Genomic DNA, 19,930 nt, shown 5'->3' on the forward strand with positions numbered 1-19,930 from the left:
GGCCGGCAGAAATGCCGGCCGGTTTTCGATTCGGGCAACGGCAAAGGAACCAGCCATGACAGACAGACTTGGCGACATGATTGACCAAGGCGCGGGCAAGATGCCGGCGGATATTGTCTTGAAGGGCGGCAGGCTGTTCGACCTCACCACCGGCGCGTTGCGCGAGGGCGACATCGCCATTTGCGGCGACCGGATCGTCGGTACGCTGGAGAGCTACGAAGGCGTCGAGACGATCGACATCTCCGGCAAGATCGTCGTGCCCGGCTTTATCGACACCCATCTGCATATTGAAAGCTCGCTGGTCACCCCGCATGAGTTCGACCGCTGCGTGCTGCCGCGCGGCATAACCACGGCGATCTGCGATCCGCACGAGATTGCCAATGTCATCGGCGCCGCCGGCATCCGCTATTTTCTCGATTGCTCCGAACAGACCATCATGGATATCCGGGTCCAGCTCTCGAGCTGTGTGCCCGCCACCCATCTCGAAACCGCCGGCGCGCGACTTGATATTGAGGACCTGCTGGAGTTCCGCGATCATCCCCAGGTCATCGGCCTGGCCGAATTCATGAACTTCCCCGGCGTGCTGGCCAGGGACCCGATCTGCATGGCCAAGCTCGAAGCCTTTCAGGGCGACCATATCGACGGCCATGCGCCCTTGCTGCGCGGGCTCGGACTCAACGGCTATCTCGCCGCCGGCATCCGCACCGAGCACGAGTCCACCACCGCTGAGGAAGCGCTGGAGAAGATGTCGAAGGGCATGCATGTGCTGGTGCGCGAAGGCTCGGTCAGCCGCGATCTCGACGCCCTGATCCCGATCATCACCGAGCGCAATTCGCCGTTCCTGGCGCTGTGCACCGACGACCGCAATCCGCTCGACATCGCCGAGCACGGCCATCTCGACTACATGATCCGCCACGCGATTTCGAAGGGCGTCGAGCCGCTGGCGATCTACCGCGCCGCCTCTATTTCTGCCGCCCGTGCTTTCGGGCTCAAGGACCGCGGCCTGGTAGCCCCCGGCTGGCGCGCCGATCTGGTGGTGCTCGACAGCCTCGAGGACTGCAACGCGCAGATGGTGTTTTCCGCCGGCCGCCTTGTCACCGATGCGCTGTTTGCCTCGCGCGCCGTCACCGAGCACGTCGGAATCGACAGCGTCCGGGCGCCGTCGCTTTCAGCCGAGAGCTTCGCCGTGCGCCGCAACCGGGTCGCCACATCGGTGATAGGCATCGTGCCGGGCAAGATCATCACCGAGCACCGCAAGTTCGAGCTGCCGATCGAAAACGGCGAGACACGGGGTGATTTGTCGCGCGACATTCTCAAGATCACCGTGATCGAGCGCCATGGCAGGAACGGCAACATCACCACCGGCTTCGTCCAGGGTTTTGGCCTCAAGCGCGGCGCCATCGCCTCCACTGTCGGTCATGACAGCCACAATATCTGCGTGGTCGGCGCAGACGAGGCCGACATGGCGCTGGCCGCCAATCGTCTGAGCGAAATTCGCGGCGGTTTCGTTGTCGCCGCCGAAGGCGAGGTGCTCGCCGAAATCGCCTTGCCGATTGCCGGGCTGATGAGTGATCTGCCGTTCGAACAGGTGCGCGAGAAGCTCACACCGCTGCGCGCGGCGGCAAAACAGCTTGGCGGCACGCTGGACGAACCCTTCCTGCAACTGGCCTTTCTGGCCCTGCCGGTGATCCCGCATCTGAAGATCTCGGACATGGGCATGGTCGATGTCGACGCATTTGCATTGATCGAATGAGGTTCTTGACGATAAGCCTGTCCACGGTGGCCGCAGCTTCGGCCAGGGACACAGACGACGGGAAAGCGGACATGGCTCCACGATGAAGGAAAATCTGCGCCACACCCTGCGGCGGCTCTATGCCGGCGAGACCCTGTCGGCGATCCGCTTCCAGGCGGCGCTGGCATGCATCGACCTGGCGATCATCGCCTTCTTCATCTTCGGACCCTATCTGCGCACCGGCGAGAACTATCTGGTGCTCGACTACATGATCGCGGCCTGGATTGCGCTGGAACTGCTGGTCAAGGCCGCCATCGCACGCCGCCCCCGCGACTGGCTGCTCAGGTCGATGACCTGGGTGGATCTGATCATTCTGGGAACGCTGCTGTTTCCCAACCTGCTCTACAATTTCGCCTTCCTGCGCGCCATGCGGATCTGGGCCATCGGCCAGAGCCCGCTGCTCAAGGCCGGCTTGCGCAAGATCGGCCAGTCGGAACTCACCGATGTCATTCGCGCCTCAATCAATGTCGTGGTCTTCCTGTTCATGACCACCGGCTTTGTCTACACCTTCTTCTTCTACCGCCAGGACGGCACCGACGGCTTTGTCGACGCGCTCTATTTCACCGTGGCGACGGTGACCACCACCGGTTTTGGCGACATCATCCTGCCCGGCACATTCGGAAAGCTGACGGCCATCGTCACCATGATCGTCGGCATCTCGCTGTTTGTCCGCCTCGCCCAGGCCGTGGTCCGGCCCTTCAAGGTGACCTTTCGCTGCCCCAATTGCGGCCTTTACCGCCACGACGCCGATGCGGTGCATTGCAAGGCCTGCGGCAACATCCTCAAGATACCCGACGACGGCGAGTGATCGGCCTTGCCCCTCGGCACCTGCTGACCAGCGCAGTCAAGGGGATCACAGCAGCCCGCAAAACCCGTCGAGGCCGCGCAGCGTCACCACGCCCTCATGGATGCCGCCGGCGCATCCGGGCAGATCGAGGACCTCCCGGACCACCAGGTCCTCCGGCAATATCACCGACTGCGGTTCGCGATCGAGGTTGAGCACGACGATCAGCCTTTCGTCGGCGGATTCCCGGATGAAAGCCAGCACATCCTTGTTGGTCTCGATGAAGACCATGTCACCGTCGATCAGGGCCTGATGATTCTTGCGGAAGGCGAGCATGGTCCGGTAATAGTTGAGCACCGAGCCGTAGACCCTTTGCTGCTGGTCCACCGCATGGGCGCGGTGGCGTTCGGGAACCGGTAACCAGGTCCGCGCCGCAGTCGAGAACCCGGCATTGGCGGCATTGCGCTCCCAGACCATCGGCGTGCGGCAGCCGTCGCGGCCCTTATAGGCCGGCCAGAAGCGGATGCCATAGGGATCGGTGAGATCCTCGAACGCGATCTCGGCTTCCTCCAGCCCCAGTTCCTCGCCCTGGTACAGGCAGATCGACCCGCGGAACGACGACAGCATGGTGATGGCGAAGCGGGCAAGATGCTCGGGATCATCGCCGTCACGCAGCCAGCGCGAGACGTGGCGCTCGACATCATGGTTGGAGAACGACCAGCAGACCCAGCCATCCTTGACCACCGACTGGAAATTGGAAATGCTGCGGCGGAAATGCGCGGCCGAAAACTCCGCGCCGAGCATGTCGAACGTGTAGCACATGTGCAGCTTGTCGCCGCCATTGGTATAGGCCGCCACGGTCTGCAGCGAGCGTCGGCCATCGCCGACCTCGCCGACGGTCGTGCGCCCCTCATATTCCTCCAGCAGGGCGCGGAAGCGCTGCAGAAACACGATGTTTTCGGGCTGCGACTTGTCGTAGAGATGATCCTGAAAGCCGTAGGGATTGGTGTCGGGCGCATCCACCCCCATGAAATTGCCGTCCTCGGCATTCAGGCTCAGCGCCGGGTTGTCGCGCAGCAGCTTGTCGTGAACGTAGAAATTCACCGTATCGAGCCGGAAGCCGTCGACGCCGCGATCGAGCCAGAACCGCACCGTATCCAGTATCGCATCCTGCACATCGGGATTGTGGAAATTCAGGTCCGGCTGCGAGGCCAGGAAATTGTGCATGTAATATTGCCGCCGCGTGGTGTCCCACTCCCAGGCCGGTCCGCCGAAAATCGACAGCCAGTTGTTGGGCGCGGTACCGTCGGGCTTGGCGTCGGCCCAGACATACCAGTCGGCCTTGGGATTGTCGCGGCTCGAGCGGCTCTCCTTGAACCAGGCATGCTGGTCGGACGAATGCGAGATCACCTGGTCGATGATGACCTTGAGCCCCTTGGCATGGGCCAGCTCGATCAGCTCGTCAAAATCCGACAAAGTGCCGAACATCGGATCGACATCGCAATAGTCCGACACGTCATAGCCGAAATCGGCCATGGGCGATTTGAAGAACGGCGACAGCCAGATGGCGTCGACATTGAGCGAGGCGATGTGATCGAGCCGCTGGATGATGCCGCGGAGGTCGCCGATGCCGTCGCCGGAGGTGTCCTGGTAGGACCGGGGATAGACCTGGTAGATGACGCAGCCGCGCCACCAATCCGGAGAAACTGTCTTGCTCACGGGCCTGCTCCATTTCGGACTGGATGCGCCACCGAGGTGGTCGAGGGATGCTAATCGTTTAAATTAGCCACCTTCCGCTGACAAGCCGACAAAATGGATGGTTCGAACTTGCCGGTTCGCGCGGGGCCCTGGCCGGACAGGACGTCAAGCCGGCATGGCGGCGCAGCCATGGCCAGGCGCAGCGGCTATCCCCGGACGTTTGAGCGACCGGTCCGGATTGTGCAGTGTGATGTCAGGCTGCAGGCGCGACTGATTTTTCGTCAAGGCCAAGCAGGAAGTTGATCGAGGGGCGCGCCTTGACCAGATCATCGATCGAATAGGACGACAGCACTTCGAAAAACGCACCCAGAGCCTCGCGCAAGGCGGTGTTGAGGCCGCACGAATCAACCAGCGGGCATTCGCTGGCATCGTTTTCGAAACATTCCGCCATGGCGAAATTGTCTTCCGTCACCTTGACCACATCCAGCAGCGAGATCTTCTCCGCCGTCCGCCCAAGACGGATGCCGCCATTGCGTCCGCGCACCGATTCAATCAGCCCGGACTTGGTCAATGGTTGCAAAATCTTGAACAAAAACAGTTCCGAAACCGAATAGGCCTTGGCAATATCGCCAATCCGGCTCAACGGCGCGTCATTCGCCGCGCAATACATCAAGATGCGCACGGCGTAATTTGTCTGGCGTGTCAACCGCATTATCTGGCTCCGCTGCTCAGGCTATGCTTCCAATCGGAAGTGGTGCTAGTTTAGAATGCTTCCAGAAAAAGGAAACCCTTTTTATCATGTTTCTATCATGACCGCACCTATGGTCGCCAATACGAGGGAAATTATGGCACGCGCCACCGAATTCGAGACCCGCAACGGCTTTGCCCGCGATGCCATCACGCTCGCCAACTGGCGCACCCGGCCCTACAGTTTCTGGTCCTTTCGCAATGTGGCCGAAATGGTCCGCTCCGCCCGCATCAAGACCACAAGCAGCGCCGAGCTGCCGGATCCTGTGCACAATCCCGACCTGCTGGCCCGGCCGGCAGCCCCCGGCGCCAGCCACAGCATTGAAGAGCTGCTGACCCGCAGCGAAGCTGATAGCTTCATCCTGTCGCGAAACAACGCGATTGTCTGCGAGTGGCACGCTCCGGGCGTCGACCGCAGCGATCCGCACCTGGTTTTCTCGATCTCGAAATCGATCACCGCGCTGGTGGCCGGCATCCTTCAGGATCAAGGCGTTCTCGATCCCGCGACACCGGTCGGCACGCTGGTGCCCGAAGCCGCAGGCAGCGCCTATGCCGACGCCACGGTGCAGCATCTGCTCGACATGCGCGTCAGTCTCGATTTCGATGAATCCTACCTGTCGCTGGAAGACTATGCCCGCTATCGCCGCGCCATGTCCTGGAACCCGCCATCGGACGCGGGCAATGACGAAGGCATGCTGTCCTTCCTGTGCAGCCTGAAAAAGGCCGACGGCGAACATGGCGGCATCCATGATTATCTCTCGCCCAATTCCGACATGCTCGGAATCGTGCTTGAACGGGCGACAGGCGAGCGTTTCCCCGATCTTTGCGCCCGGCTGCTCTGGCAGCCGCTCGGCGCCACGGCCGACGCGCTGATCACGGTCGACCTGCATGGCGCCCCGCGCACCGCTGGCGGCGTCTCCTGCCGCCCGCACGACCTGCTGGCGATGGGTCAGATGCTGATTGACGGCGGCGTTGCGAAGGGCAACCAGATCGTTTCTGCGCGCTGGATCGCCGACATGCAGCAAAGTGGCGATGCGGATGTCTGGGCCCGCGGCACTCAGGCCAGCTTTCTCAAGACCGGCCGCTACCGCAACAACTGGTACCAGGTCGGCGGCGGCTCAAACGCCTTTCTCGCCGCCGGCATTCATGGCCAGTTTCTTTATTGCGACCCGGATTCGGGCACGGTGATTGCCTGCACCTCGTCGCAGAGCGAGCCGCAAAGCGACGCGCTGGACCAGGGCTTGCTGGCGATGTTTGCGATGTTGAGCGCCGATGGCTGAACGGCACTTCAGGCGCCGTCCAGTCAGCAGGACGGCGCCTTACTCGAAGACGATCTCCGGCATTGTCCGCGCACCGGCTCCGGAAAGCTCTTCCAGCCGGGCGCGCACCTTGGCGGCGATCTCGAGATAGACCTTTGCATGCGGCCCGTCCGGAGCCGTCGCCACCACCGGCATGCCCGCATCCGAGGTTTCGCGAATGGGCATCGCCAGCGGCACTTCGCCCAGGAACGGCACGCCGATGCGGTCGGCCTCGTCGCGGGCGCCGCCATGGCCGAAGATATCGTGCCTGCCGCCGCAATCGGGGCAGATGAAATAGCTCATGTTCTCGACGATACCCAGAACCGGCACATTGACCTTGTTGAACATGTTGAGCCCCTTGCGGGCATCGATCAGCGCCAGGTCCTGCGGGGTCGAAACGATCACCGCACCGGCTAGCGGCACATTCTGCGCCATGGTCAGCTGCGCGTCGCCGGTGCCCGGCGGCATGTCGACGACCAGCACGTCGAGCTCGCCCCAGGCGACCTCGCGCAGCATCTGGTTGAGCGCCGAAATCACCATCGGGCCGCGCCAGATCATCGCCGTGTCCTCGGCGACCAGGAACCCCATCGACATCACCTTGAGGCCGTAATTTTCCATCGGCTTGAGCATCCGGCCCTCAAGCTGTTCCGGCCGTCCGGAAATGCCCAGCAGCCGCGGCATTGACGGGCCGTAAATATCGGCATCGAGCACGCCGACCTTGAGGCCGGTGGCCTGCAGCCCGAGCGCCAGGTTGACCGCCGTGGTGGATTTGCCCACGCCGCCCTTGCCCGAGGCAACGGCGATGATCGTGGCAATGCCGGGAACATCGGTCTTGGGCTTGCCTTGCGGCTGAGCCGGCTTGGCCGGCGCATGGCTGTGCGCTGCAGGCTTTGCGGCGGGCCGTGGCGGCGGTGGCGCGGAACCGGGTTCCTTGCTGGCCGTCAGCGCCACCATTGCCCCCTGCACGCCGGGAACGGTCTTGGTGGCGCGCTCGGCGGCTTCGCGCAGCGGTTCGAGCTCCTGCGCCCGCGCGGCTGGAACCGTCAGCGAGAAATAGACTTTCGCATCGGCGATGAAGATCTCCGAGACCAGACCGAGATCAACGATATTGCCCTCCAGATCAGGTCCCTTGACCGATTTCAGTTTGGCCAGAATCTCTTCTTTGGTCACGCTCACGTCACACCCCACTCATTGTCGTTTCGGACCCTCTCCACATAGTGCAGATGGCCATGCAATAAAATGGCGCAAACGCGAAAAAGCAGCCGCCGGCCCTATTTGCCACGCCCACGCAGCACGAAGAACGGCACGATCGCCGTCAACATCAGCAGCCGCGCCACATGATGGGTGGCGACGAAGGTCGGATCGATGCCGAGAATGACCGACATGGCCGCCATGGTTTCGAGCCCGCCGGGCGCAAAGGCGATCAATATGGCGATCAGATCCATGCCTGTGATCCAGTGCGCCAGCAGGGCGAACACTGCGGCCAGGACCACGCCCAGCACCGTGACCACCACCCCGGCGCTGAAAGCCCGGGCGAGATCGCGCCGGGTAACGCCGGAAAACCGCGAGCCGATCAGTCCGCCCAGCGACACGAAGGCCGCCGCCGCCAGCCAATAGGACATCACACCGCTGACCAGCCCGGTGACATGGGCCGCCACGGAGACCAGCATGCCGCCGATCAGATAGGCCGCCGGCAGGTTCAGCCGTTGCAGCACATAGCCCGCGAGCCCCGCGGCGAGGATCAGGCCGAGCAGCGGACCGGGTGCGGTCTCCACCGGTGCCTGCTGGATGCCATCCGGAATCTGCCCGGTCAGCGTCACCGCGACCGGCACCAGCAGCGTCAGCGCCAGAACCCTAATCGACTGGACAATGCTGACAATCTTCAGATCCGCCTTCACCCCTTCTGACAGGCCCAGCACATAGCTCAGATGCCCGGGCGAGGACGACAGGAACGCCGTCGCCGCATCCATCGACCAGAACCGCATCAACGCAGCCCGGGTGAAGAAGATGATGGCAAAGAGACTGGCCCCCAGAGCGGCCAGCGTCACCGGCCAGACCCGCATCGCGCCGAACACCTCCGGCGTGACGCCCTGCCCGATGGTGAGGCCCAGAATGACGAACACCACGTCGCGCAGGCGCTGCGGCAGCGCCTTGGTCCTGATGCCCGCCAGCCCCGCCAGCGTGACTGCGATTGCCGGACCGGTGAGAAACGGCGCGGGAAACGACAGCGCATATGTGACCGCAGCACCAAGCAGCCCGATGCCAAATGTCAGCAGTGGGGACTGCCAGGAACCCGTTGCCATCCTGTTGAACTCCAGTCGCGTTGATGGAAGCCGTGCCGTTCCGCAAGGGGAATCAGTCACCGCGGCCCAAGCCTAGCCACTGATCGCCGATCTGGCCACCAGGCTTGGCCGCGGTTCCATCAATCCGGGTCCGCCTCGCTGTCTGTCCGGGGCAATTTCGAACGGAAGAAGCGACCGGCGACAATCGGCATGATGAAGCCGAAGAACGCGAACAGCCACAGGCCGATCGACAGCGGCGACGCGAGCAACGCGCTCCAGTCGCCATCCGAGATGGTCATCGCCCGCCGCAGATTGGCTTCCATCTGGTTGCCCAGCAGGATACCGAGGATCACCGGAACCAGCGGCACTTCGAGCTTTCTCAACAGCCAGCCCAGCACGCCGAAGAACACCATGACCATCAGGTCGAAGGTCGAGCCGGAGATGCCGTAGATGCCGACAAAGGAGATCATCGCCACGGCCGGCATCAGGTAGCGCGGCGGCACCAGGAGAACCCTCACGAACAGGCTGACCATCGGAATGTTCATCACCAGCAGCATCAAATTGCCGATGAACAGCGCCGCGATCAGCCCCCAGACCACGTCGGGATTGTTGGTAAACAGCAAGGGGCCGGGCGTGATGTTGAGCGCCAGCAGCATGGCCAGCAGCACCGCAGTGGTGCCCGAACCGGGCACGCCGAGCGCCAGCATCGGCACCAGCGCGCCGCCGGCTGCGGCATTGTTGCCGGCCTCGGGCGCTGCCACGCCGCGCGGATCGCCGGTGCCGAAGGTCTTGTCCTTGTCGACCAGCCGCTTTTCCACCGAATAGGCAATGAACGAGCCGAGCGAGGCGCCCGCACCGGGCAACACACCGGCAATGAAGCCCAGCACCGTCGAGCGGGCCATGGTCGGCGCCGTCTGCTTGAGCATCGACAATGGCGGCGTCAATCGGCCAAGCTTCACCGCGGATGCGTCGCCCGTGGCTTTCGGGGTGCCGCGATGCTCGAGAAAGATGAAGACTTCCGAGAGCGCAAACAGCCCGACAATCGCGACCAGGAAATCGATGCCGTCATACAGATGGACCTCGCCGAAGGAAAAGCGCGGCACGCCGGTCTGGCCGTCGACGCCGATCATCGCAATGCCGAGCCCGAGGCCGGCGGCAAGGGCGGCCTTTGCCTGGTTCTTGCTGGCGATGCCGCCAAGCGTGGCAAATGCCAGCGCAAACAGGGCGAAATATTCGGCCGGGCCGAACAGCAGCGCCACCTTGACCAGCTGCGGCGCCAGGAACACCAGACCCCAGGTGGCAAAGAAGGCGCCGACGAAGGAGGCAATGCCCGACAGCGCCAGCGCTTCGCCAGCCATGCCTTTCTTGGCCATCGGATACCCGTCGAGCGTGGTCATCAGTGCCGGTTCGTCACCGGGAATGTTGAGCAGGATCGACGAGATGCGCCCGCCATACATGGCGCCGTAATAGACACTGGTCAGCAGGATCAGCGCCGGCGTCGCATCGAGACCGAGCGAAAAGGCCAGCGGAATGAGAATTGCGACGCCATTTGAGGGTCCAAGCCCCGGCAGCGCGCCGATGATGGTGCCGAGAAAGCAACCGATCAGCGCCAGGCCGAGATTCTGGAATGTCAGGGCAATGGAAAACCCGTTTGCAAGTGCGTTAAGTGTGTCCATGACCCTGCCTCAAAAGCCCCATGGGCCGCGCGCAAGCGACAGACCCAGGATGAGATGGAAAACGACATAGATGCCGACGGCGATTGTCACGCCGGCAATCACCGCCTTGACCGGCGGCGTGCCGAGACGCCAGGACAGGAATGCGGCGGCGAATGCGGTGGAGACCACGAAGCCGGCCAGCGGCAGCGCATAGGCATAGGCGATCATGACGGCGACCGTCATGCCGACTTCGAACAGCCGGCTGAATTCCGGCCATTCCGGCTCCTCGTCGGGCTTGAAGAAGATGGCCAGGCTGGAAACGCCGACAAGAATGCCGATGATGATCGGAAACACCTTCGGGCCGACGGGATCGGAAATGAAGCTTTCCTTGATCAGCGTCGCCTGCCAGATGAAAAACAGTGCCAAGAGGAGGCCCAGGCCTCCCATAATCCGGTCGCTCATGGCGCCCTCCCCCTCAATAGCCCGGCAGATATGGCCGGCTGCAGAAAGTCTCCGCCCGTTTCCCGGGCGGAGACAGTTCGGTGGATCCTTACTGGATCAGGCCGATTTCCTTGGAGATGGTCGTGATCGAATCGACCGATTCGGCAACGAAAGCCTGGAAGTCGGCGCCACGCATATCGAGCGGGGCGAGACCGTTCTGGGCCATCACGTCCTTCCATTCGGCGCTGTCATAGACCGTGCCGATGGCGTTGACCCAGTAGTCATAGGCTTCGTCGGACATGCCGCCGGGCGCGTAGAACCCGCGCCAGTTGGCGCCGATCACGTCAATGCCCTGCTCCTTGGCTGTCGGGAACGAGGCGAAATCGCCTTCCAGACGCTCGGGCGCCAGCACAGCCAGCACCTTGATGTCGCCGGAATCGACAAAGCCCTTGGCTTCCGACGCGTCGCCGGTAAAGGCCTGAACCGAACCGCCGAGCAGCTGGGTCACGGCCTCGCCGCCGCCGTCAAAGGCAACATATTTGATGGTGCGGACATCATCGATGCCGAATTTCTTGGCAGCGATCAGCACCTTGAGGTGATCCCAGCCGCCAACAGCGGAGCCGCCGGCAATGGAAACCGAAGACGGATCGGACTTGATCATCTCAAGCAGCTCCGGCAGCGTGTTGATCGGCGAATCCTTGGCCACGGCGACAATGCCGTAATCGGCGCCAACAGCGCCAACCCAGCGGACCTGGTCCATGGTGTTGCCGGGATAGGCGCCCTGCGCCAGACGTGTCGATGTCGCCGACGAGGCGGCAACGATCAGGTTGTTGGCGTCATTGCGCTTGTTGACGACTTCGGCAAAAGCCACGCCGCCACCACCGCCGGCCATGTTGATCACCTGCATGGTGCCGGAGACGAGCCCGAGATCCTGCAAGGTCTTGCCGGCCTGACGGCAGGTGAAATCCCAGCCGCCGCCGGGATTGGCCGGTGCGATGCACTCGGTCGAGCCCGGATCAAACGCATGAGCGGCCGCCGTCAGTGAAACAACAGCAACAGCAGTCGCGGCGAGCCGCGTGACAAAATTCTTCATAATTTCCTCCACAATGATCAAGCCGCCTTTCCTCAAAAGCGGTATGGTGGCTATGCTAACTCAAAAAGCTGTCAGCAAGCTGTCAAAAGCCGGCCTGGGGGCGGGAGGAGTTGCAGATGCATTTTCTGGTCGTCGAAGACACGGCCGATGTCGCCGAGGCCATCACCGAGCGGCTGGGGCGCGGCGGGCACAGTTGTGACCGGGCCGGCCTGCTCGAAGACGCCAAGCATTTCGCCGCCACCTCGGCCTATGATCTGGTGATCCTCGACATCAATCTCCCCGACGGCTCCGGGCTGGATTTCCTCAAATGGCTCAGGCAGCGCAAGAATGCCGTGCCGGTGCTGGTGCTGACTGCGCGGCTGTCGGTGGATGACAAGATCGGCGCGCTGGATTTCGGCGCCGATGATTACATGGTCAAACCCTTTGATCTGGGCGAGCTCGAAGCCCGGGTTCGGGCCATCGTGCGGCGGCGCGGCGGGGAAGCCGGCGCGACGCTGTCGGCGGGCAATCTCGAATTCGACATGGTGACGCGGCTGGCAAGCGTCGACGGCGAGCAATTGCAGCTCACGCCGCGCGAGCAATTGCTGCTGGAGATCTTTCTGGTCAACAAGGGCCGCGTGCTGGAAAAGGATGAACTGGTCGTCCGCCTGTTCGGCATGGACGCCGACGCCGGGCCCAACGCCATCGAGCTCTATGTCGGCCGGCTGCGCCGCAAGGTCTCGGGCTCCGGGCTGGAGATCAGAACCCTGCGCGGCCTCGGTTACCAGGCGCTGACCATCAAATCCGAAGCGGTTGCCCGGTGAGCCTGGTGTCAGCCTATCCGACCGCAAGCCGCTCCCGCTCCATCGCCTGGCGGCTGACCCTGCTGCTGACGCTGCTGCTGACCATCGCCGCGGCGGGCACGGCAGTGGCAGCACTCAGCTATGGCCAGACCGCGGCGACGCGCGCCTTCGACCGGCTGCTGACCGGTGCGGCGCTGCAGATTGCCGAGCGCATCGGCGTTGTCGAAGGCGAAACCGTCATCGACATCCCGCTGTCGGCCTTCGGGCTGCTGTCGCTGGCCTCGGAAGACCGGATTTTCTACCGCATCATCGGCCCGGACGGGCAAACCCTGACCGGCGACGAGACCGTCCCCCTGCCCGACGCCACCGGCCAGCACAGCGGGCCGCTGCTCTACGATGCCGAATTCTCCGGCGAGGCCATTCGCGCCATCAGGATGCAGCGCTTTCTGGCTGAGCGCGCCGTGCGCGGCCCGATCACCGTGATCGTGGCGCAGACCCTGCGCGCCCGTTCCGAACTCGCCAACGAGATCGTCGCCCGCGCCGTCATCGGCGTCATCATCGCCGGCGGCGTCACTTTGGCTCTGGCGCTGCTGGCGATGCATCTGGCGCTCAGCCCGCTGCGTCGGGTGGAAAACGCACTGCTGGCGCGTGATCCCAAGGATCTGACACCCTTTTCCACCACCACGCCACGCGAGGTCGAGGCGCTGGTGGCCGCGATAAACCGCTTCATGGCCCGGCTCGACAGGCGGGTCGGCGCCATGCAGGATTTCGTCGCCGATGCGGCGCACCAGATGCGCACCCCGATCACCGCCCTGCGGGCACAGACCGAACTTGCGCTCGAGGAAGACGATCCGCAGAAGCTCAGGACGCTGCTCAGGCGGATCCGCGACCGGTCGGTCGGCGTCAGCCGCCTGACCGACCAGTTGCTCTCGCATGCGCTGGTCACCCACCGGGCCGATTCCGCCACGCTGGAATGCATCGATCTCCGCCGTGTCGCGGTCGAAGCCGAACGCGAAGCAAGGCGCACCGGCGGCGCCGAGGGGATCGAGCTCGATCTGCCTGCCGATCCGGTGATGGTCACCGGCGATGCCTTCAGCCTGCGCGAGGCGGCGCGCAACCTGATCACCAATGCGCTGGCGCACGGCAGGCCGCCGGTCTGCCTGACCGTCAGCCTCACCGGCAACGGCACAGCCTTGATCGCCGCCCATGACCAGGGCCCGGGAATGAGCACCGGCCAGCTCGAGCATATCGGCCAGCGCTTTGCCCGCGATGTTTCCAATCCGCAGAGCGCCGGGCTCGGCCTTGCGATCGTTGCCGAGGTCGCCGAGTTCCACCAGGGCTCGATCCGCACGGCGCAGCGTCCGGAAGGCGGCTTCGAGGTCGGCATCGAATTGCCGCTCGCCGATCTTTCAACCGCCATTGCCGCCGGGGAGACTGCCGAATGAGCCGCCGGTCAGTGTTTCTGTTGGGGCTTGTCCTGGCGCTTGCGGGCATGTCCGGCACGGCGCGCGCCGCTGAGACCGTCACCCGTTTCGAGGCGCATGGCAGCGGCTCGGCCAATCTGGTGATTGCCAGCGTCACCGATCTGGATTTCATGCGGCCGCTGATTTCCGCGTTCCAACAGGGCAATCCCGGCGTGGCGGTGACCTATATCGAGGACACCTCCAACAATCTCGACGCCAGCGTTTCCGGCGCCTGCGCCGATCGCACCTTCTATGCCGATCTGGTGATATCCTCGTCGATCGCCCAGCAGGTGCGCCTGGTCAATGGCGGCTGCGCCCGGGTGATCGGCAGCCCGGTGCTGACCAGCCTGCCCGACTGGGCGCAGTGGCGCGGCGAACTGATCGGCCTGACCTATGAGCCTGCCGTGATGGTCTACAACAAGGCGGCCTTCGCCGAAGACGGCCCGCCACGCAGCCGCTTTGACCTGATCGACCTGATGCGCCAGTCAGGCAAGCTCAACGGACGCATCGCCACCTATGACATCGAGGATTCCGGCGTCGGCTATCTGTTCGCCTTCCAGGATTCGACCGAGGCCAGCACCTGGGGCCGGCTGATCGAGGGATTCGGCCGCAACAGCGTCGCCACCTTCTGCTGCAGCTCATCGGTGATTGACCGGGTGGCCGATGGCCGCGCCTTTATCGGCTACAATGTATTGGGCTCCTATGCGCTGTCGCGCGCGGAAAAGGATCCGCGCATCGGCGTCATCCTGCCCACCGATTACACGCTGGTGCTGACGCGCGCCGGATACATCCCGCGGGAGGCCCGCGACGCCACCGCCGCGCGCGCTTTTCTGGAACTCGCCCTGTCACCGCAGGGACGCGCAATCCTTGACGGCGAGACCCGGCTGCTCACACCGCTGAGCGGTCCGGCGGCGCTGGCGCAGCTGGGCGAGGACGGGGAACCCGCACTTCGGCCCATTCCTCTGTCTCCGGCGCTGCTGGTGTCGCTCGACCGGGCCAAGCGGGCGCGGTTTTTATCGCAATGGCGCAAATCCGTGACCCCGCCCACCCCTTAAAGCACAGGGCCGGACGGGGTTTCCCGTCCGGCCCTGTTGTTCGCTGCAAGTCCTGGATCAGTTCGAGACGACCGCCAGCCCGTCCACCGTGAAGAACAGGGTTTCGCCGGAGCTGTCGTCAACACCGTCATTGTCCGTCACCACATAGGCCTTGCCGTTAGCATCGATGGCCAGGCCTTCGACCTTGTCGACCACATAGCCATTGAGCGATTTCAGGTCAGGCAGCAGATCGCGCACTTCTTCCTTTTCAACCAGCGGCAGGTCACCCCCCAGGGCCGCGGGAACCAGCTGGCTCATGGCGACGCGGTAGATCTTCTTGATCGCGGCTTTCTCACCGATCTGGTTGTCGCGTTCGAGGATATAGGCATATTCGCCATGGAACGCGATGTCGGACAGGCCGACCCAGCCCTTGTCGGCGGGGGCATCGAGCGCGTAGCGCACGGCACCCCATTCCTCGCTCTCGACATTGTAGGAGACGAGCTTGACTTCGCCTTTGGCGTCATCCTTCCAGGACCGCTGGACCGGCATCCACAGCACATCGCCATCACGGGCAATGCCTTCGAAACCGAAGCGGATTTCCTGTGCCTGCAATTCGGCCGGCAGCGGGATTTCCTTCTTGATCACGCCCTTGGCATTGACGTTGTAGAGCGCATGCGGGATCAGCCGGTCGCTGCGGCCTTCGGACGCCAGCCAGAAGCCGCCCTTGCCATCCAGCGTCACGCCTTCGATGTCGAGCTTCTGCGCCGGAGCGCCGCCGCGGGTGATGTCGAGTGCGGAGACAATGCGAGCGGGCGTCTGTGTCGCGTCGATGGTGAATATCCGCGGCTGATAGCCGTAGAAACTGTCATTGATGGCGTAGAGCGTGCCGGTCTTGTCCGGATCGGATTCGAGACCCGACAGGGCGCCCCAGCCGATGAGGCTGTCAGCCCCTTGCGAGGTGATCTGCGGATAGGCGGCAGGCGCTTCCTGCTGCTCATAGACCATGACATGGCTGCGCACGCCGCCGTCTTCGATCAGGTCGGCTTCATTGGCCGAAACCAGCAGATTGCGCGACGGCACAGCAACAAGTCCCTCAGGCGCAATGCCCGACGGCAGCAATTGCGTCAGAACCGGGGTGGCGAGGTCGCTGACGTCATAGACACCGATGATGGAAGCCCGTTCGGCGCCGACGAACACATAGGGCGTGCCGTTGAAGTTGCCGACCTCGATCGATTCCGGCTCGGCACCCTTGGCGTCGGAGCGCTTGTCCGGGTAATGACCGGCTTCAACGATGGCATATTCCAACGACATGCCGGAGTCGTAAACCACGCTGCCGTCCTTGTTGAAGATGGTCCAGCCGCGCGATCCGCCTTCATAATCGCCTTCATTGGCCGTGGCGAAGTGATCGTCGTCGATCCATTTCACCGCGTCGGGCTCGCGCTTGCGGTCGGCTTGCGTCTCGCTGAAATTCAACGCGCCGCGTTCATCGGTCAGGTCGGCATTTTCAAGCGTCACCGCACCTGCGGAGAAGTGCGAGATCACCTTGCCGTCGCGGCCGATCACCACCAGGTGGTTGTTTTCCTGCAGCGTCACGACGGTTTCGCCGAGACCATTGACGTCGACAAATTCCGGCTCCGGATCGTCCGCTCCGGTCTCGGCGAGCCCGGTCACATCGGTAAACCGCAGGCTGCCGCAATCGACAGCACCATCCCTGACGTCGATCATCGCCACCTGACCGGCCGGCATCTGCGGCAGGGCGCCGTCATTGAGGTCTTCATCGCGTTCATTCTCGATGGCGATCACCAGAAACGAACCGTCTTTGGCCTTGGCGATCGAATCGGGCTGTCCGCCCAGATCGCACTCCGCGGTCACCGCTTTGGTGTCGATGTCCACCGTCACCAGCTTGCCACCGACGGCCACGTAATCTTCAGACGTGTTGACGGCAACGAAGGCATTGGTGCCGATGATTGCCGCCGATGTCGGTTCACCGCCCAGAGCGACATTGCCCAGCGGTTTTGGCGCGGCAATATCGGAAATGTCGACGAGACCGACCACGCCCAGCGGGCTGTCGGTATAGACCAGCCGCATGCCGTCTTCGGTCGCGGCAATGATCTCGGACGAGGTTTCGCGATCCTGGTCCTCGCCCGCTGCCATGTTGAGCGGCGTGGCGAAGGATGCGACCCGGTTGAAATTCATCTCGGCAGCGGAGGCCGAGGCTGCAATCAGGGCAAGAGCAGAGGTGAAGCTGAGCAATCGTGTCATGTGGCAATCTCCCGGTTGTGATTTCCCGGATGTGGCACAGGCATGATTGCAGCATCATGACGGCTGGATGACGGTTTGATGAAGACCGCCACCTCCAGAATACCCGGCAGTCATGGATTCGCCGCAGGCTTCCCGTCCCGCGGCCTTGGCGGCCTGATCATCTGCGATCGGCAACTCGGAGGCCTGCACCTCGAGCAGCACCGCCGCCGCTCACAGCGCCAGCCGCAACCTTGCGCCGGCACTGCGCGAGCAGCAAGCCATCATCCGGTCGCCCTGCGCCCTTTCGGCTGACGACAACACCTTGTCGCGGTGGTCGATTTCACCATCGAGCACCCGCACCTCGCAACTGCCGCACAGGCCTTCCTCGCAATCGCTCGGCACATCAATCCCGGCGGCGCGCACGGCCTGAAGCAGCGTCTGCCCGGCGGCAACCGACAGTGTCAGGTCGGAATCCGCGAGTTCCACGGCGAAACCGGTGTCGTCAGCTTGCGCGAGACCTTCATCGCTGCTGAAGGCCTCGCAGGTGTAGCGCCCCTCGGGCAGATCCGCACACAGACGCCCGAGCTCATCAAGCATGCGCTGAGGACCGCAGGCATGGATCCTCGCGCCCTCGCTGGCAGACGCGATGATCGATGCCAGATCGGCGCGTCTGCCTTCGCTTGAGACATGCAGCACGAGGCTGGCGCCGTGGTCGGCAACGAGGCGGTCGACAAAGGCCATATGGTCGCGCGCGCGGCCGGCGTAATGCACCACGTAATTGCGCCCCAGCGCCTTGAGCCGGTCAGCCATCGCCACGATCGGCGTGATGCCGATCCCGCCAGCAATCAGCACATGCTGATCGGCCGCGTCCCCAAGCCGGAAATAATTCTTCGGGCCACGCATCCGCACGACCATGCCCGGCGCCAGCCGGGTGTGGACGAACGCGGAGCCGCCACGCCCCTCCGCCTCGCGCAACACCGCAACCGTGTAATTCGATGCCGACGGGTCACCGCACAGCGAATATTTGCGGGTAAAGTCACCGAGTACCAGATCGATATGGGCGCCCGGCGTCCAGGCCGGCAGCGGCAACCCGTCCGGGTCTTCAAGCCTCAGCAGCTTGATCCCCTGGGCGGCATCCTCAATGGCCGCAATGCGGACGCTGCGGGCGATTTCCTTGCTCGACGGCGCGCCGACCGGGAATGAAATGCTGGAGGCTGCAAGCGACGCGTCGGCGCGTTCCGGATTGCTGGCCGGGTCCCACTCGACAAAAAGCTTGTCCGGCCCGTGAAACGCCAGGCTGGGGAGGTAATCGTATTGCTGATCCTCGACCAGCCGCATATGCGGCAGCCGCCGGGCCAGCTCCTCGATGAAGATCCGCATCTCCAGCCGGGCGAAATTCTTGCCCATGCATTGATGGCTGCCATAGCCGAAGGTCAGGTGTTCGACAGCGCTGTCGCGATAGATATCGAGAAAATCGCCATTCTCGAAATGCCGCGGGTCGTGATTGGCCGAGGCGCTGACAATCAACAATTTGGCGTCCTTCGGGATAGTGACACCGGAAATCTCGCATTCCCGCGTCGCCTGCCGGCGCCAGGCCACCACCGAACCATCAAGCCGCAGGCACTCCTCCACGGCATTGGGGATCAGCGCCGGGTCCTTGCAGATCCGGTCCCAGACAAGCCGGTTGGACAACAGCAGCTTGAGCGCATTGGCGCTGGCCAGCGACGTGGTTTCATGTCCGGCGACGATGATCGCCATCATCATCGAGTGCAGATAGGAATCGGTGACGATGTCGGGGATTTCGGCATTCTTGCGGATGGCGTAGTGCATCCAGCCGGTACCGTCGGGTTGCCGGCGCATCCGGTCGAGCACCTGTCCCGAAAATTGCCAGAAACGGCCGACCGTATCGGCGACCTTGAGTTGCTCGTCCGGTGTCGGCTTGCCCCAGGTGTTGACGGTATGGGCGACCGAAAACTCCTTGAGCGTCTCCATGTCCTCCTTCGGCACGCCGAGAAAATGCAGCGCCACGGTCAGCGGTATTTCCCAAAACATCGCCTCGACCAGATCGGCCCGGCCGCTGTCGATGAAGGCATCGACCTTTTCGCGGGTGAGCCTGCGGATCATGTCCTCGTGTTCTGCGAGATTGGCCGGCAGAAAGTGATCCATCAGCGCCCGCCGCCGCTCCATATGCGCCGGTTCGTCCTCGTTCACCAGGGTCCGGTTCATGGCGTAATTGTAGCGTTTGAGCGTCTCGATCGCTACCGCACTTGGCGGCACCACTCGCTCCAGCGCAATTGACGGGGAGAAGGTGACATTGTCGCGAAACACCGCCTTGACGTCATCATAGCGGCTGACCACCCAGTATCCCAGTTGCGGGCTGTAAAACACCGGCTCCTGCTCGCGCGACCATTTCAGCGCCTCCGCCGGATTGGCCAGATAGGCAGGCGCAAAGGGATCGAATGCAGCGGCCTGCGGCGACACCGGACATCCGCCCGCCCCTGCATGCGCCGGGCAGCCCATCGCCTTGTCATCCGTCATCGCCAGTTCCTCCACCCGGTGCATAGAGCCGTAATACCGCATATTCACCCCTGATTTGCAAAGCAAACGGTGGAGATATGCG

The 19,930-nt window shown here is 63.4% G+C and carries 15 protein-coding genes; 6 read left to right on the plus strand and 9 right to left on the minus strand.

Annotation, left to right across the window (positions count from 1 at the left end; translation table 11 throughout):
* Positions 1-55 precede the first annotated feature (55 nt).
* Positions 56-1,753 carry an adenine deaminase gene (ade, locus tag OEG82_RS20080; RefSeq protein ID WP_267614130.1) on the plus strand — a complete coding sequence of 566 codons (1,698 nt, stop codon included), beginning with the start codon at positions 56-58 and terminating at the stop codon, positions 1,751-1,753.
* Between the two features lie 82 nt (positions 1,754-1,835).
* Entirely contained in the window at positions 1,836-2,600 is a 765-nt protein-coding gene (locus OEG82_RS20085; protein WP_267614131.1) for an ion channel, read from the plus strand.
* 45 nt (positions 2,601-2,645) lie between these two features.
* Here the strand turns inward: OEG82_RS20085 and bglA are convergent, their stop codons facing one another.
* Together bglA and rirA are read right to left on the minus strand one after the other, a co-directional pair.
* The gene (gene bglA, locus OEG82_RS20090; RefSeq protein WP_267614132.1) at positions 2,646-4,295 is read right to left on the minus strand and encodes a beta-galactosidase BglA; all 1,650 of its coding nucleotides are present in this window, start codon (positions 4,293-4,295) and stop codon (positions 2,646-2,648) included.
* Positions 4,296-4,527: 232 nt separating this feature from the next.
* Positions 4,528-4,986, minus strand: coding sequence for an iron-responsive transcriptional regulator RirA (rirA, locus tag OEG82_RS20095; protein ID WP_267614133.1), 459 nt, complete (start codon positions 4,984-4,986; stop codon positions 4,528-4,530).
* 133 nt (positions 4,987-5,119) lie between these two features.
* Here rirA and OEG82_RS20100 point away from each other — a divergent pair, with 133 nt between their 5' ends.
* On the plus strand, positions 5,120-6,301 hold the full coding sequence (locus OEG82_RS20100) for a serine hydrolase domain-containing protein (RefSeq protein WP_267614134.1): 1,182 nt from the start codon (positions 5,120-5,122) through the stop codon (positions 6,299-6,301).
* A gap of 39 nt (positions 6,302-6,340) precedes the next feature.
* Here the strand turns inward: OEG82_RS20100 and apbC are convergent, their stop codons facing one another.
* The 5 genes from apbC to OEG82_RS20125 form a co-directional block, all read right to left on the minus strand.
* Positions 6,341-7,495, minus strand: coding sequence for an iron-sulfur cluster carrier protein ApbC (apbC, locus tag OEG82_RS20105; protein ID WP_267614135.1), 1,155 nt, complete (start codon positions 7,493-7,495; stop codon positions 6,341-6,343).
* A 95-nt stretch (positions 7,496-7,590) separates the two neighbouring features.
* Entirely contained in the window at positions 7,591-8,622 is a 1,032-nt protein-coding gene (locus OEG82_RS20110; protein WP_267614136.1) for an AbrB family transcriptional regulator, read from the minus strand.
* 119 nt (positions 8,623-8,741) lie between these two features.
* Entirely contained in the window at positions 8,742-10,277 is a 1,536-nt protein-coding gene (locus OEG82_RS20115) for a tripartite tricarboxylate transporter permease (RefSeq protein ID WP_267614137.1), read from the minus strand.
* A 9-nt stretch (positions 10,278-10,286) separates the two neighbouring features.
* On the minus strand, positions 10,287-10,718 hold the full coding sequence (locus OEG82_RS20120; protein WP_267614138.1) for a tripartite tricarboxylate transporter TctB family protein: 432 nt from the start codon (positions 10,716-10,718) through the stop codon (positions 10,287-10,289).
* Between the two features lie 88 nt (positions 10,719-10,806).
* A complete protein-coding gene (locus OEG82_RS20125; protein ID WP_267614139.1) occupies positions 10,807-11,790 on the minus strand; it encodes a Bug family tripartite tricarboxylate transporter substrate binding protein in 984 nt (327 codons plus the stop codon).
* 116 nt (positions 11,791-11,906) lie between these two features.
* On the opposite strand from OEG82_RS20125, the gene OEG82_RS20130 reads away from it, so the two are divergent.
* From OEG82_RS20130 to OEG82_RS20140, 3 genes are read left to right on the plus strand one after another with little or no spacing between them, the layout of a single operon-like run.
* Positions 11,907-12,593 carry a response regulator transcription factor gene (locus OEG82_RS20130; RefSeq protein WP_267614140.1) on the plus strand — a complete coding sequence of 229 codons (687 nt, stop codon included), beginning with the start codon at positions 11,907-11,909 and terminating at the stop codon, positions 12,591-12,593.
* 5 nt (positions 12,594-12,598) lie between these two features.
* Positions 12,599-14,017 carry a sensor histidine kinase gene (locus OEG82_RS20135; RefSeq protein ID WP_267614141.1) on the plus strand — a complete coding sequence of 473 codons (1,419 nt, stop codon included), beginning with the start codon at positions 12,599-12,601 and terminating at the stop codon, positions 14,015-14,017.
* Complete coding sequence (locus tag OEG82_RS20140; RefSeq protein WP_267614142.1) at positions 14,014-15,090, plus strand: ABC transporter substrate-binding protein; 1,077 nt, start codon at positions 14,014-14,016, stop codon at positions 15,088-15,090. Before OEG82_RS20135 ends, OEG82_RS20140 begins: the two co-directional genes overlap by 4 nt.
* Before the next feature lie 57 nt (positions 15,091-15,147).
* On the opposite strand, the gene OEG82_RS20145 is transcribed toward OEG82_RS20140, so the two are convergent.
* Positions 15,148-17,331, minus strand: coding sequence for an esterase-like activity of phytase family protein (locus OEG82_RS20145; protein WP_267614143.1), 2,184 nt, complete (start codon positions 17,329-17,331; stop codon positions 15,148-15,150).
* Positions 17,332-17,541: 210 nt separating this feature from the next.
* On the minus strand, positions 17,542-19,848 hold the full coding sequence (locus tag OEG82_RS20150) for a cytochrome P450/oxidoreductase (protein ID WP_267614144.1): 2,307 nt from the start codon (positions 19,846-19,848) through the stop codon (positions 17,542-17,544).
* Positions 19,849-19,930: the final 82 nt, after the last annotated feature.

The sequence above is a fragment of the Hoeflea ulvae genome (assembly GCF_026619435.1).
GTDB lineage: Bacteria > Pseudomonadota > Alphaproteobacteria > Rhizobiales > Rhizobiaceae > Hoeflea > Hoeflea ulvae.

Coding starts and splice junctions, on each gene's coding strand:
- ade (WP_267614130.1), top strand. CDS start 56: ATGACAGACAGACTTGGCGACATGATTGACCAAGGCGCGGGCAAGATG.
- OEG82_RS20085 (WP_267614131.1), top strand. CDS start 1,836: ATGAAGGAAAATCTGCGCCACACCCTGCGGCGGCTCTATGCCGGCGAG.
- rirA (WP_267614133.1), bottom strand. CDS start 4,986: ATGCGGTTGACACGCCAGACAAATTACGCCGTGCGCATCTTGATGTAT.
- OEG82_RS20100 (WP_267614134.1), top strand. CDS start 5,120: ATGGCACGCGCCACCGAATTCGAGACCCGCAACGGCTTTGCCCGCGAT.
- OEG82_RS20110 (WP_267614136.1), bottom strand. CDS start 8,622: ATGGCAACGGGTTCCTGGCAGTCCCCACTGCTGACATTTGGCATCGGG.
- OEG82_RS20115 (WP_267614137.1), bottom strand. CDS start 10,277: ATGGACACACTTAACGCACTTGCAAACGGGTTTTCCATTGCCCTGACA.
- OEG82_RS20120 (WP_267614138.1), bottom strand. CDS start 10,718: ATGAGCGACCGGATTATGGGAGGCCTGGGCCTCCTCTTGGCACTGTTT.
- OEG82_RS20125 (WP_267614139.1), bottom strand. CDS start 11,790: ATGAAGAATTTTGTCACGCGGCTCGCCGCGACTGCTGTTGCTGTTGTT.
- OEG82_RS20130 (WP_267614140.1), top strand. CDS start 11,907: ATGCATTTTCTGGTCGTCGAAGACACGGCCGATGTCGCCGAGGCCATC.
- OEG82_RS20140 (WP_267614142.1), top strand. CDS start 14,014: ATGAGCCGCCGGTCAGTGTTTCTGTTGGGGCTTGTCCTGGCGCTTGCG.
- OEG82_RS20145 (WP_267614143.1), bottom strand. CDS start 17,331: ATGACACGATTGCTCAGCTTCACCTCTGCTCTTGCCCTGATTGCAGCC.
- OEG82_RS20150 (WP_267614144.1), bottom strand. CDS start 19,848: ATGACGGATGACAAGGCGATGGGCTGCCCGGCGCATGCAGGGGCGGGC.